We start from the raw sequence: 13,627 nt of genomic DNA, 5'->3' as shown, positions 1-13,627 counted from the left end.
TTTACTCATTTTAACCATATAAAACAAATACATAAAAACAATTCAGCTTTCTATTTCTTCGCTCTCATACTCCACGTCCGAAACCTTCACCTCAAGCTCTAAGCTCGTCGTGTAGCCGTTCCCGTTGAGACTGTGCACCACGCGGCTGATTATCCACGTCTGCCCGTCTATCACGCGCTTAAAGCCTTTCACCGCTACCGGCGTTTCAGGAAATAAATCTGCACGGCCAATAGCCAGCGAGATTGAAAACTCCGCCACCCCGCGCTGTATTTTGTCCCACTTAGCCTGAGCTGCGCGCATCGCCTGCGCTTTTGTCGCGTAGATGGTTGTAAGCTCCAGCACGTTGTCAGCTTCTCCGGCCATATACTCACCCTCGCGCGCCTCCTGCTCCTTTTTGGCTTTGGCCTTGGTGGTGGTTTTGGCCGCTTTCGGATGCTGCAGCGCGCGCAGGTGCTGCACTTTAGGTTTTCGTTTGAGCTTCACCTTTTGTTTTTGCGGTTTCGGGTCTTTGGTGTGCAGCCATTTCGCCGTGACGCCGGTGTAGGCTTCGCGGTCAGCAATCGCAAACTGATGACGGTCGCCGTCGCCACGCTCAACGGTCATTTGTGGGATAGGTTTGCCGCTGGCCGTCATCCCGCTACCGGCTTTCAGGAATAACAGTTTCCCGGCTTTTACTGAGACAGACGCCCCGTTACGCTCCGCCAGCCGGGATAAAAACGCCGTGTCGGATTCCTGCGTCTGGTCAATATGCGGGATCGCAATGGCTTTCAGGGTATCCGCGACACTGGCCGTCAGTTTGTTGCGCTGCGCGATGGTCTCAACAATCACCCCGAGCGTGGTGTCATGCCATGACTGCTCGCGGCGAGAGTTCAGCGTACCGCGAAAATCCGCACTGCGCCCCCGGATGGTCAGCGTATCGGGCGCGCCACGGTGCTCGATTTCATCGACCGTAAAACTCCCCTTATTCACCAGCGCGGAGCCCTGCCAGCCCAGCCACAGCGTCAGCTTTGCCCCGCGCGGCGGCAGCTCGACCAGTCCGTCAGTATCATTGAGCTCGATATCGAGTTGGTCGGCCTCGAATCCGCGATTGTCGGTCATGGTCAGCCCGATAAGCCGGTCGCTGAAATTCTGCGTGATATCCGCGCCATTGAGCGTAAGCATATACGCAGGCGCGAGCCGCGCCCCGGCCTGAATATTCATTTCAGTTATCATCCCGCCAGCCCTCCCGGCCAGTTACCCGCATCCGTGACCAGATTGCTGGCCTGCGTTTTCAGGTCGCCATAAATGGCCGAAAGTGATTTATCGACGCGTTTCAGCGACAGGCTAAACTCAATCTTTCGCGCCGCACCATCGCTGAAAAACTCAGTATGCGTGTGGGTCACTTTATCGATGACATACATGCCGTGGATCATGCCGTTCCCGTCAATTAACGGCCATGCGCGCCCCTCATCGGCCATCAGTTCGACGGCCAGCAAAGACAGGCGACCGCCGGTGATTTCCGGGTAAAGCGTACCCGACAACGTGCGCGTGGTTTCCCCCTCCCCGAGAAACTGATACGCCGGTGGCTTGCCGATGCGGTCGTTTGACGCCCAGCGATAATCCTTCGAATACTGCATCGACTGATACGGCAGGGTGCGCCGCTCAAACACAAAAAAGCCCAGCACCATTAACATGCTTAATGTTCTCCTTAATCGTGTCTCATGCTGGAGCGCTGGCGCGCACGGTTTTCGCGGTCGAGCTTGTCGACGGCGTCGCGGAGCTGGCGATCGAGGTCACTGCCCGGTGCAACGCCACCCTGCAGGGTGATGTTGTACTCGCTTTTGCTCTGGTCGATGTACGAGCGGCCTGCGGGAGCCGTCACCGGCTGATAACCCTGATAGCCGCCATAACCCGCGGTTGCCGGGACATACCCGCCACCGGCGGCGGTCTTATCCGTTTTCGCGGCGTTCTGGTTGAGGTCGCTCGATTCTTTTTTGATGACCCCGAGCTTTTCCAGCAACCAGCTAACCTTTCCGCTCAGGCTGTTAAAGATATTCAGCGGAGCCATCAGCGCATCGGTCAGGCCCTGACCAAAGGCCACAACGACATTTTTGCAGCGCTCGAAAATATCCTGCAGGGATTTCACCGGCGCAAACAGGTCAGTAAACCATTTCCAGACCGCACCGAGCTTTTCCGCGATAGCGTCAAACACCGGTGACAGTGAACCAAAAGCTATTTTAATCCCCGCCACCACCTCCGAGAAAAAGGCACTTATCGGTTCCCAGAATTTATAGATGAGCAAGGCAGCGCCCACGACAGCCGCCACCACGGCCACAACCGGCAGACTGATTGCCCCAATAGCCGTGACAATGGCCGTCCCGGCCGTGGTGAAAATCACACTCAGCAGACCTGCGGCGGCGATGATGCCGTTAATCCCGGCGATGACCGGCCACGCAATCAGGCCAATTCCGCCCAGCACGCCGACCAGCGCCAGCGCACCGGCAGTCACACTGAAAATGGTCTGCGTCAGCTCAGGATTCGCTTTCGCCCAGGCGGCAACCTTGCCGAGCATATCGGTCGCGGAAACCGTCAGGCGGCGCAATGCGGAGTTCTCTTTATCGAATACCTCAATCTGCAAATCTTCATAAGCCGACTGCAGGTTTTTCAAATCCCCGTCGAGGTTATCGGTCTGAATTTTGGCTATCCGCTCCGTGGTTCCTTTTGAGTCCCCGATTTGCTGGCGCTTGCTGGCAAGTGAGCCATCACCGGCAGCGGCGACGAGTTTAATCGCCCCCTTCATCGCCTCCTCACCAAAGATGACTTTCAGGTATTCGCCCTGCTCCGCCGTCCCGAGCTTGTTTTTCGCAAAGGACTTATGAATATCCTTGAGGATTTTCTCGACCGGCAGCATGTTCCCTTTGCCGTCGCGGGTTTTCACGCCTAACTCTGAGATAGCATCGACCGCTTTGCCCATCGGAGCCTGCAGACGGTTGAAAATGGCGCTCGCCCCGGTCCCGGCCATCGAGCCTTTAATCCCGTTATCCGCAAGAATGCCGAGCATCGCCGTCGTGTCTTCAATACTCGCCCCGGCGGCCTCCGCAATCGGCGCAACGTATTTCATTGCCTCGCCCAGCTCGACCAGACCGGTATTGGATGACGTAAAGCCTTTGGTCATCACATCCGCGACGCGCTCAATCTCGGTTGTCGACAGGTTAAACGCTGATTGCATGTTGGTAATGATGTCGGCCGCTTCGGCGATATCGACATCCGCCGCGAGGCTCAGGTTAACGGTCGAGCCGGTCGCCGCAAGCACGTCATCAGCGTTATAGCCCGAGCGTGCGAGCGTGGTCTGCGTGCGCGCGACGTCACCCGGTGAAAAGGCCGTGGTCGCACCGATATCGCGCGCCTGTTTACGAATGGCCGCGAGTTTGTCATCGCCTTTATCGAGACCGAGGATCGCCTGCGTGCCAGACATCTGTTTATCAAACCCGATACCGGGCGCGATAAACCGCGACGCCCCATAAAGCCCGGCGGTCGACACACCCACGCCGACCATTCCGGCATTGCGCGCACCGGCGGCGAGCTGTTGCCCGGATTCGTAGCGTTTCTTGACCGCGCTCAGTCTGGCCTGTTGCTGACTGACCCGCGCCAGCGCGTCACGCTGGCGGTTGAGCTGCGCGGTTGTCTCGCTGATGCGCGACCTGAGCCCCCGCTCATCGGTCGACAGTTGGCGGGTATTAATCCCCGCCTGCGTGAGCTCGGTGCGCTGACGCTGCACGGACTGACGCAGGCCGTTGTATTTGAGCTGCAGGTCAGCAGCAGATTTCTTCGCCGCTTCCAGTGCGCGCGCCTGTGCGAGCGTGGGTGTCTCGGTGTTTTTAAACTGGACGGCCAGCGCGGCCGCTTCCTGTTTCGCCTTGTTCAGTGACTGGCCGGTCACGGCGAGCTGCGCGCTGGCTTTCCTGAATCCGTCAATCCGGGATGCCTGCGCGTTAAGGTCGCGCAGGCTTTTCTGTGAATTGCGGATGTCGCCGGTGAGGAATTTGCTGGCGGTCTGGATAGCTTTAAGCGGTCGGCTTGCCCGGTCGACCGCGTTCAGCAGCACCTCAAGTCTGACGTTATTGCTCATGGTGATTTCCGCTACGTTGCAGCGCTTTCTCGCGCCATGTCAGGAGCCCGGTCAGGCTCAGGGAATACAGCTCTGATGGCGGCCAGTGAAATATCACTGCAATATCCGCCATCAGGTCATCGACCGACAGTTTTTCAGGGAAGGTTAACGATCCGAAGCCGGTGACAAAAAACCAATCACCTTACCGGCGAAAGACAGCAGGTCGGACGCATCGAGGCGGATGATTTCCTGCTCGGTCAGTGCCGGATACGTCATGCGCGGCAGCACCTTAATCAGTGCATCGACATCCGACTGCGCCAGCGCCGCCAGCGACACGCCGCGCAGGGTTCCCGCGTTCGGTTTGGACAGTGTGACCTTTTCGATTTTCTGCTCGCCGCGCATCAGCGGCGTATCGAGGGTAACGACGTTCGGGTTTTCGGTTTCGGTCGCAGCAGTTTCGTTAATTTTTTTCATATCTTTCTCTCAGCAAAGTGAAGTGACCGGCCAGCACCGCTGACCGGTTCAGGGGTTACAGGCCGATCGCCTTGCGATGCTCCGCCAGACGGTCAACACCGTCGACTTTCAGCACCATGTTAATGACGTCAATCTCGATGACTTCTTTGCCGTCAATCGTGAGCTGGTAATAGGCGAGCTCGGTCGACATTTTGGTCGTCCCGCTTTCACCCTGCTTATTCTCGCCGCCGTCGTACTCTTTGTGACGGCCACGCATCACCACCTCAACGGCAGAAATGACGCCGGTGTCGTCACGCTGGTAAGAGCCTGCAAAACGCAGCGGCACACTGTCAGCACCCGGCGAGGCATACTGCGCCCACAGGTCGATGTCGGGCAGACCGCCGAGCGTCCACTCAAGAGAGAGCGCGTCGTCATCGAGGCCGAGGTCGATTGACACCGAGCCCGGCATCCCGCCGCCGCGATACTTCTCAAACTTACGCGTGAGTTTCGGCAGGGTGACGGATTCCACGACGCCCATGTAGCTGAGGCCATCGTTGAACATGTTCAGATATTTAAGCTTGCGCGGTAATGCCATGCTGTCAGCTCCTTAGCTGTTGACCGAGTCCGACAGGTTCGCCAGATAGGTATCGGTGATGCGCTGGCGCAGGGTCAGATTTTCCAGCGGCGGGACGGGGGTATAGTCGTAATCGATATACAGTTTCCCCGCTTTAAGGGTTGTGACGTCGTTTGACTCCGGGTCGTACCAGCACGAACCATCGACGATATAGCCGTTGGTTTTGAGCTCGCGGAATTTGGCATTGATACCGGCGACGATGTCGCGGATAAGCGTCGGGGTGATGGGCTTATCCATCGCCCACGCGTGCGCCTCCGCCATCGTGTCGGCCAGCACCTGCGCGGTGCGGGTGTAGTTCTCAAACAGGAAAAGCGGGTCATCCGAGCAGGTGCGGTTGCCCCAGAACTTAAAGCCGTCGTTGCGAATCAGCGTCGTGACACCGGCCTGATTAAGCAGGTTGGCGTCGGTCGCCGGCTCCTGCAAATCCCACGACACCGAGGCGCTGACGCCGGTGACGCCATTCACGCCGACGTTTGACAGGGTTTTGTGCCAGCCGACCGTCTGGTCGATTCTGGCGCGCAGACCGAGCGCGCGTGCCGTCGCCCAGGCGTTTGTCGTGGCGTTCGCCGTGGTGTCCCATGCCAGAAAATCGGGGAAGATCACCATCAGCTCGCGCTGGCTGAAATTCTCGCGATAGTCGATGGCCTCCGAAATGGTTTTGCATCCCCAAGCGCTGATGTAGCCAAAGGCGCGCAGGCTCTGACAGGTGGAGGCGAGCGCGGTCGCCACCTCCTGCGAATCCAGCCCCGGCACGCCGAGAATGCGCGGCTTAACGCCGGTGACGGTTTTCGCGGTCAGCAGCGCTTTCAGCCCGGTGTATTTCCCGTTTTCGTCAGTGGTGCCGATGATGTTGGAAAGGGTTTGTTTCTGCGCCGCGTCGGGGTCGTCGGGGTCTTCGATACCTTCGGCCACGCGTACGGCCACAATGACCGGCTTGCACTGGTCAGCGATAGCCTGCAGGGACGCCGACAGCGTGCCGGTTTTACCTGCCTTACTGATGGCGCTTTGCACGTTAGTAATGAGCACAGGCTCGTTAAGAGGGAATACTTTTTCGTCAGCATCGCTGGCCGTGCAGACCATGCCGATGATGGCCGTTGAGACGGTGGAAATGGTGCGCACGCCATCGTTAATCTCGATGACCTGCACGCCGTGATGATAGTCGCCCATCCGTTAAACTCCGTGGTGAAGTGGAGCGACTATTTTCTGATGTGCGCGAGACTGGCGCGATGCAATGGCGTTGGACGGGGAATGACACAACTAACAAAAAGCCCTCCGGGTGGAGGGCTCTGGTTTAACGGGTTATTTGCGGCCAGTCGACCTGACTCGTCACGGATGCCGTATCAATACTTTCAACCTCATCGATGTAATCCAGTACAGCAGCCAGAGTGACTGACTCAGACTCACTGAGGGCGCGACCGGCCTGCAGCTTGAGCTGAATCACGCTCACGGACTGCATCGCATCGCTGATAAGTCTTTGCTTTTGCAGTTCCGCCATTGCCGGGTAATCAGGCGTGATGGCTTTCAGTACAGGTTTACCCTGCTCATTCGGCACAATCGCCTTACCTTTGGTCTGCCCGTCGATTAAATGCTGGTACCAGCGGTCAGAAATAGCGACCGCATCAGCAGGCCAGCCTGCAGCTGCCTCAAAAGCAGGACGATCCCCTTCATACAGAAAACCGCCAATTACTGCACTGTAATAATATCCGTTCATTTAGTACCCCACAGCCCAGACCAGCGGCGCAACATTGCCATTGCTGCCATATGCCCTGTTCGGTTTAACGACACAGTTCGCCGTCGTTTTTGAAACAAGGTGATAAATCTGTTCGGCGTTGTCGTTATTACTCACGTTTAACGTACCGACTGAGACAAACAGACACGCTGATGGAAATGCTTTCGGGAAGGTCACCGTGTGGTTGGCTTCGTTGCTGACCGTTGCCCCCTGACACCACTGATAAATCAGGCCGGTACTGGCATCCTGAGACCAGCCATTCACAGCTCGTGATGCGGTGTTCGGCGCAGCGTAAGAGCCCTTTGCCTGATACCGGGCGTCAAAGTTCCCATAGACTGAGGGGACAATTTGACCATTCACCGTTAACAGTTTCCCGTTCGCCAGATTCAGGGCAATCGAGCCATCTTCATTTAAATTCAGGCCATTCCCGCCGTTGTAGTTGTAGAGTGCAACGTTATAGCCAGCACCACCCCGACCGACGTACCACGCGTTTTCACCGGTATAATCTTTTCCTAACGCATATACAGCCTGATTTGCAGACAGCGGCCACAAGGCTATGGTTGCGCCGTTGCCTTTGACGGCAATATTGCGTTGATACGTCCCTCCGCCAGAGGCAGAAATAGCATCGACATCTTCCGCCGAGGGCTTATTCACCGTGTCGTATTGCTTCACCCATGCTGACCAGGCACCGTTATACAGCGACCGGCTCCAGCAGCGGGAGTTGCTGTAAATTCGGTATACCTGAGTGATACCGCCCGCATTTTTATACACGGCCAGCGAGCCTGACAGACTTCCTTCCGGGTAATTTTTGCCATTGACCGCATTGGCATTAGCGCCCTGATAATAAAGACCGGGGTTGATGTAATCATTTAAATCAGCCGCCGCCCCGATTGACTCGGTGGAGGCGAAAATATCTCGGGTGGAAGGTTTATAAAATTCGCTGTAAATCTTCACCCAGCTAATCGCTTCGCCTGCTTTTTTGCGGCCTACATAGGCGTGCTGATTTGCGCCATCGACAGCCAGATAAGAAACCGTCGGTGAACCGTCATAGGGAATGGTAATTCCTGATTTAACAATGCTGGTATCCCGCCAGAAAGAGGGGAAATTCTCATCCTGAATTTTCGTATCCCGAATACTGCCCAGCCCCATCCAGCCAACAACGGGAACGCGTCCCGGCGTGAAGTCAGACAAAGATGTCACAACATCCTTCCCCGACGCATCCCCCAGCGTGTCTTTTAACGCCTTAATAGCTGCACTGACCGCTTTCGGCGTAGCGGCTACCGTCTCAGACACACTGTCAGTTGCGCTACTGAGCTGGACAATGCCCTTCTGCTTTGTGGTCGCGTCCTGAGCCGTATATTTGCCCTTAGCGAGGTCATACGCCGCCTTGACCGCGTTCGGGGTCGCGGCGAGCGCCTCAGACGTGCTGTCGGTCGCGCTGCTTAACTGAGTGAAACCTTTTTCTTTCAGCGTGGCGTCAGGATGGAGGCGTGACCGCTCATGTTCTGCGAGCCTGTCGTCGACATAATCCTGCGTTGCCATCACCAGCGTGGTATCAATGGACAGCTCGACCGTGTCGATATCGCTCACCATGATAACCATACGCAGCGTCTGCGCGCGACCTGACCCTTCTGCCAGCTCGGGCTTGTAGCTTTCGGCCATATTGCCGACCGCAATCAGCGCGCCGGTATCATCGTACAACCCCATTTCACGCAGCCAGAAACCGCCGGTCTCAGGAGGAATAACCAGCTCCGCCAAGACATAGTTTTTGTGTTTTTTGTCCTGGCTGATTTTATTCAGCGCATGACGCCAGACCTCATTGACCAGTTTCGTCTGACTGGCGTTCGGCTCGGGCAGTTTGCCGCCGCCATCCCCGACGGCCATCGCTACAAAGTTGACTTTCTTCGCGTTCGGGACACTCGCCGCCGCCAGTTTCTCCGCACCGGCTTTGGTGATAACGGTTTTATATTTTACTGTCATTGTGCTCTCACTTATCCGGGGTAAACCGTGGTGATATCGCCGTCATAGGTCAGGGCGCCGTAATACAGATGCCCCGGAATATCCTGAATAATATTCAGGCCGATTAGATGTCGGCTCGCGGGTTTGGCATCAGCAATCAGCCGCTCCATTTCGTAATACATTTCCTCGGTGATACCGGTTTCTAACACGCCGATATCGAGGCGGAATGTGCCGGGCGGGTCGTTCGTTTCCCACCATTCCGTCACGTTAATCAGATACCCGAGCGGCTCGACCACACGGCGCACCGCACCAATCGTCCCTTTGTGCGCATGGATAAACCACGCCGCGCGGATCACCTCGCGCTTAGTCTCTTCCGGCCAGCTCTCATCCCAGCGGTCAACAGAAAACGCCCAGGCAAGCCACGGCAGCAAATTCGTCGGGCAGGTGTCGGCGTTCCACAGACGGCGCAGCGGGACGGGGGTATTTTGGATATCCGCACAGGCGCGCGCCGCCGCCACCTCAAGCGGTGACGAGCCGACCGGCAGCAGTCGGTTATTACTCATCGTTACCCCCGACCGTCACGCTGTACGCGGTGCAATAAGACGCCTGCGTATCATCGAGCACGATATCGGCCACCGGCGCGGCCAGCTCGACACGCTGCACACCCTCGACGTGGAGCGCGGCATAAATGGCGGATTTGCGGATATCCCGCCCGAGCCTGTGCTGCGCGCTGATATAGGTCTGCAGCTTCGCCTTTGCCGCACTGAGCACCGGCTCGCGTTCGGGGCCGGGGAAAAGATAAAGCGCCGCATCGATGGTGTAGTCGACAATCGCCGCCGACTGGACGGTCACCCGGTCAGCGACCGGCCTCACGTCTTCGTCGTTCAGCGCTGTACGCACCACGGCGAGCAGTTCGTCGGACGCCGCGCCGTTATTCTCGCGGGACAGTACCGACACGGTTACGCAGGCAGGCTCCGGGCTGATAACCGAAATATCCGCGACCCGCCCGTCGGCGCTGCGGCCATGAAACTGATATGCGCCGGTCGACCCGGCCACGCTCATTCCCTCAAAGGCCTGCTGGATGCGCAGACGATAATCGGTGTCTGACTCCATGACGGCAGGCGTTGGCGGCAGCGTGGTCACATCGGCTGGCGTGATAACGAGGCGCTCGACGTTGTAATTTGCCCCGAGGTTATCGAGGTCATGCCCGGCGGCATACGCCAGCATCACCGCACGTGCCGATTCATTGACACGCTGTCGCCAGATAACTTCCCGATAAGCGTTCTCCTGCAGGAGCTTCACCATCGGCTCAGATTCGAGCGTCAGCGTGCGCGCGACCGCCTCCTGCTGGTCTTCGGGATAGAGCGAGACCAGCGTCGCCTTGCGCTCGGTCAGGATGGTTTCAAAATCCAGCTCCTCCACGACATCGGGCGCGGCGAGCTGGTTCAGGTCAACAATAGCCATAGCGTTTAACTCAGTGGAATGGTCAGTGAAAAGGGCTGGCTCGTCGTCGAGCGCGTCCCGGTGATATCGACATACAGCGCGCCGTCATCCTCACCGCGCTCAAAGGTGATGGTCGACAAACTGACGCGTGGCTCCCACTTCTGGATCGCCGAGTAGCACGCGGCCATAATCTGCAGCCGCAGCGCCGGGGTCTGCGGCTGGTCAATCAGCGCTGACAGCAGCGAGCCGTATTCACGGCGCATGACACGCGAGCCAACCGGCGTGACCAGAATATCGCGCACGCTCTGCCTGATATGGTCGGCCTCAGAAATACTGAGCCCGGTGTGGCTGTTCATACCTAAATAACGCACCGTCATTTCGTCCCCTCCGTTCTGCTACCGCCGCGTTCTACTCCGCCGTGGTCGTGGTCATCCACCTGCACGCCGTTCGAGGTCAGTTTCCCGCCGCTGTGCTCGATATTTCCTTTCATCGTCCCGCCCTTCTGCACTTCGAGTGAGCCGGTGATGAGCTTGTTAGTGCACACCACTTCTGGGGTATCGAGCGTGATGCGGGTTTCAGCTTTGACCAGCACCACCGGCACAGTGGCGGTAAGGGAATCTGACGCGGTGACGTCAGCGGTTTTAATCCCGGACACGGTGAGCGCCCCGCTTTCAGGCTCGTACTCAATGACCGCGCCGTCAGGAAAGGCGATGTGAAGCGCATCCGGCGAGGCATCCGGCGCGGGATGGTCATCCGAGAAAATGGCGGGCAGCACAAACGCGGTGTCGAGTTCGCCACCGATGGCAAGAATCAGCACCTGCTCGCCAACGGAAGGAGCCCACCACACACGCGAGCGACCGGCGCGGGAGGTCAGCCAGTTAAGCCAGGTGGTTTGCATCCCGCCGGTCTGGACGCGACAGAGCCCAGCATCGTGATCGACGTCGGTCACGATGCCGGTACGGATAAGGTTGCGCATAGCGCGAGCGATATCCTGAAGTGAATTTAATGTGTTCATGGAGGTAGAATGCCGCCTGGTATGGTCAACGACAATTAAATGCAGTTTGAAGAGGCATGAAACAACACACTGATACTGTGCGAGATCAAAAAACTGTCGTTCCCTTGTTGTTCAACCTCTTACTTTTAAATAATTGAGATATTGAAAGTCATACAAGTGAACTATTCCATTGCAATCAGGAAATATTTAAAAAAAAATAAAACCAATTAACTCATGCTATAAGTTAAAAAATTTCCGATTGAACCATGAAGGAAACTAGGCAATAATAATAGCGTAGGTAAACCAAAAACTAAGCAATGATATATTAGCGGACGGTGATGTCGCCTACTCCGCTCTTTTCATTAAATTAAACCCAGCCCTCCAGAATAATTATTACAATAATAAACGCTTGAAAGTTAGAAAAATATGATCATGAAATTAACATCGTGGTGCCGGGTGCCTCCCGGTGCTTCTTTGCCAGACCAAAGAAGCGCGAGCATATCGCAAAGGTGTCTGGTTCGACCCGCCGCATAGGGGGATTCACCACACCTAGAAAAATAGAAAACAGTCTCACGTGAGTCAAGTTTTTTTAGCAGACATGTGTTTTTTCATGATCCCATGATCACAATAAAGAAATTTTGTGTCAGCTATGCTTATACCAAACGAAAAAGCATGCTTTTGTCACATCAGCTTAGTTTATATTTCCAACATTAATTGACAATCATTATCTGACCTGCATGAAAACGCAAAAAAAAGTCCATCAATAAATTGACAGACTTCTGAAATATCAGAAAAGGTGCTTACCAACCATTTACTTCAGATGAAGTAAATTTAGCATAGCACCACTTATGAGAAACGTACAAGTTTTTAGTATTCATTACCTATAGAACCAATAGAATGCTTACCATGCGTCTATGATAAAACACATGGAACCACTCAGTAAGGACCTGCTTAACCACACAAAACTGCTTCAACTCTATTTAAATCAATAAACTCCAGCTTAAAATAGAGAATATATGAATACGTTCTCCATAACTCACTTCAGTTTTCTTAGAATCAACTGTTCAATGAGAAACTTTTCTTGCATATCGAACACGAGTAACTTGCGTTCTGGGTATTGCACATTTACTGCCACCAAACCTTGAATAGCCAATCGAAAAATAGTTAAAGATATTTTTCAATTGCCGTATTTAAAACGAACCACCACTATTAAATGCCACATTCCACATTTTGCTGACAGTAGCATTTTTCAATCTTCATTCTGTTTACCTATCGCATAATTCGAGATTCGACACTCATCCAACTAAATATATACTCTACTAACGGATAATTCCACGTGTTGAGTGCTGGAAAAACCATTCGAATAGTTCGCCAACAGGATGCTTATTTAACCTCTCTTTTAACATAACCTTCGCTTCATGTAACGATAGTGATTTATTGTAAAGTATATCGTAACAACCTTTTATTAAGCTCTGATCGCTCTGACCCGACCCGGTGAAATATCTGGATGTGGTGTCTATTCCATTGGGTTCAGCATAGTTACCGCTAGCATAAACAAATGGGGGAGTATCCTGAGTTACACCTGAGTGATGCCCAACATTTGCATATGCACCTAATACACAGAATTGATGGATTGCGCACATGAACCCGACCACAGCACCATCACCCAGTGCAACATGTCCTGCCAGGCCGCTGTTATCACCAATGTGCGTACTATTACCAATGATGCAGTCATGCCCAATGTGAACGTTATTCAGGAGGGTATTATCGTCACCTATTATAGTGTAATTATTATCTTGCGCCGTGCCTCGATGGATTGTTGCATTGTTACCAATATTGTTACGACTCCCTATAATTAGCCTGGTTGACTCATTTTTATATTTAGATCTTGATTCACTTCACCTATCGATGAAAACTGCCCAATCTGATTATCACACCCGATAACTGTAAATCCATTAATAACTGAATGGGACCCTATAATAGTTCCCTCACCAATAACAACATCCGCAGAAATAATACAAAATGGACTGATATTGACATGTGCCTCGATCACTGCGCCTGGTGCTATGATACTGCTACTCGAAACGCGTGCAGTAGAAGAGATCGTCATTTATATTTCCTGATAGCTAGAATGCTTATCGTCCAAAAAACGTTACGTTGGCTATCGTTCTGGAACAGCCACAAGGTAACGCTAACACTTTTATCAAGCTACAGAATACTCGTAATATCGTTACGTAGCGAATGTCTTGGCAGGAACAGTTTCTGCTATAACCTGGCTATTCAAGCGCTTTAAATACTATCATAATGAAATGCAAAATTCCCATCCGA

At 54.4% G+C, this 13,627-nt stretch carries 15 protein-coding genes; all 15 read right to left on the bottom strand.

Translation table 11 applies throughout. The features are described from left to right. Positions 1-42: 42 nt before the first annotated feature. Positions 43-1,212, bottom strand: a complete 1,170-nt coding sequence (locus OVA10_RS10035) for a phage late control D family protein (protein ID WP_268195848.1) — start codon at positions 1,210-1,212, stop codon at positions 43-45. After that, positions 1,209-1,673, bottom strand: coding sequence for a phage tail protein (locus OVA10_RS10030; protein WP_123427397.1), 465 nt, complete (start codon positions 1,671-1,673; stop codon positions 1,209-1,211). The genes OVA10_RS10035 and OVA10_RS10030 overlap by 4 nt, the downstream gene beginning before the upstream one ends. Positions 1,674-1,687: 14 nt before the next feature. Continuing rightward, positions 1,688-4,108, bottom strand: a complete 2,421-nt coding sequence (locus OVA10_RS10025; RefSeq protein WP_123427395.1) for a phage tail tape measure protein — start codon at positions 4,106-4,108, stop codon at positions 1,688-1,690. After that, the gene (locus OVA10_RS10020; protein ID WP_123427393.1) at positions 4,098-4,220 is read right to left on the bottom strand and encodes a GpE family phage tail protein; all 123 of its coding nucleotides are present in this window, start codon (positions 4,218-4,220) and stop codon (positions 4,098-4,100) included. Before OVA10_RS10020 ends, OVA10_RS10025 begins: the two co-directional genes overlap by 11 nt. A gap of 32 nt (positions 4,221-4,252) precedes the next feature. Continuing rightward, a complete protein-coding gene (locus OVA10_RS10015; protein WP_123427391.1) occupies positions 4,253-4,561 on the bottom strand; it encodes a phage tail assembly protein in 309 nt (102 codons plus the stop codon). Positions 4,562-4,616: 55 nt separating this feature from the next. Then, positions 4,617-5,135 carry a phage major tail tube protein gene (locus tag OVA10_RS10010; protein ID WP_123427389.1) on the bottom strand — a complete coding sequence of 173 codons (519 nt, stop codon included), beginning with the start codon at positions 5,133-5,135 and terminating at the stop codon, positions 4,617-4,619. Between the two features lie 12 nt (positions 5,136-5,147). Further along, positions 5,148-6,341, bottom strand: coding sequence for a phage tail sheath protein (locus OVA10_RS10005; protein ID WP_123427388.1), 1,194 nt, complete (start codon positions 6,339-6,341; stop codon positions 5,148-5,150). Positions 6,342-6,465: 124 nt separating this feature from the next. Further along, a complete protein-coding gene (locus OVA10_RS10000) occupies positions 6,466-6,885 on the bottom strand; it encodes a tail fiber assembly protein (RefSeq protein WP_123427385.1) in 420 nt (139 codons plus the stop codon). Beyond that, the gene (locus OVA10_RS09995) at positions 6,886-8,883 is read right to left on the bottom strand and encodes a phage tail-collar fiber domain-containing protein (protein ID WP_123427383.1); all 1,998 of its coding nucleotides are present in this window, start codon (positions 8,881-8,883) and stop codon (positions 6,886-6,888) included. Between the two features lie 11 nt (positions 8,884-8,894). Next, on the bottom strand, positions 8,895-9,425 hold the full coding sequence (locus tag OVA10_RS09990; RefSeq protein WP_123427381.1) for a phage tail protein I: 531 nt from the start codon (positions 9,423-9,425) through the stop codon (positions 8,895-8,897). Next, positions 9,418-10,326 (bottom strand): baseplate assembly protein, encoded by a 909-nt coding sequence (locus OVA10_RS09985; RefSeq protein ID WP_123427379.1) that lies wholly within the window; start codon positions 10,324-10,326, stop codon positions 9,418-9,420. Before OVA10_RS09985 ends, OVA10_RS09990 begins: the two co-directional genes overlap by 8 nt. A gap of 5 nt (positions 10,327-10,331) precedes the next feature. Next, positions 10,332-10,682 carry a GPW/gp25 family protein gene (locus OVA10_RS09980; protein ID WP_059179184.1) on the bottom strand — a complete coding sequence of 117 codons (351 nt, stop codon included), beginning with the start codon at positions 10,680-10,682 and terminating at the stop codon, positions 10,332-10,334. Then, positions 10,679-11,320: a phage baseplate assembly protein V gene (locus OVA10_RS09975; protein WP_123427377.1), complete on the bottom strand. Its 642-nt coding sequence runs from the start codon at positions 11,318-11,320 to the stop codon at positions 10,679-10,681. Before OVA10_RS09975 ends, OVA10_RS09980 begins: the two co-directional genes overlap by 4 nt. A 1,298-nt stretch (positions 11,321-12,618) precedes the next feature. Beyond that, entirely contained in the window at positions 12,619-13,041 is a 423-nt protein-coding gene (locus OVA10_RS09970; protein WP_268196878.1) for a hypothetical protein, read from the bottom strand. Positions 13,042-13,154: 113 nt separating this feature from the next. Continuing rightward, the gene (locus tag OVA10_RS09965) at positions 13,155-13,409 is read right to left on the bottom strand and encodes a hypothetical protein (RefSeq protein ID WP_268195847.1); all 255 of its coding nucleotides are present in this window, start codon (positions 13,407-13,409) and stop codon (positions 13,155-13,157) included. Positions 13,410-13,627 lie beyond the last annotated feature (218 nt).

The sequence above is a fragment of the Lelliottia sp. SL45 genome (assembly GCF_026672535.1).
Classification (GTDB): Bacteria; Pseudomonadota; Gammaproteobacteria; order Enterobacterales; family Enterobacteriaceae; genus Enterobacter; species Enterobacter nimipressuralis.
This window is presented reverse-complemented; position numbering and strand designations above follow the sequence as displayed.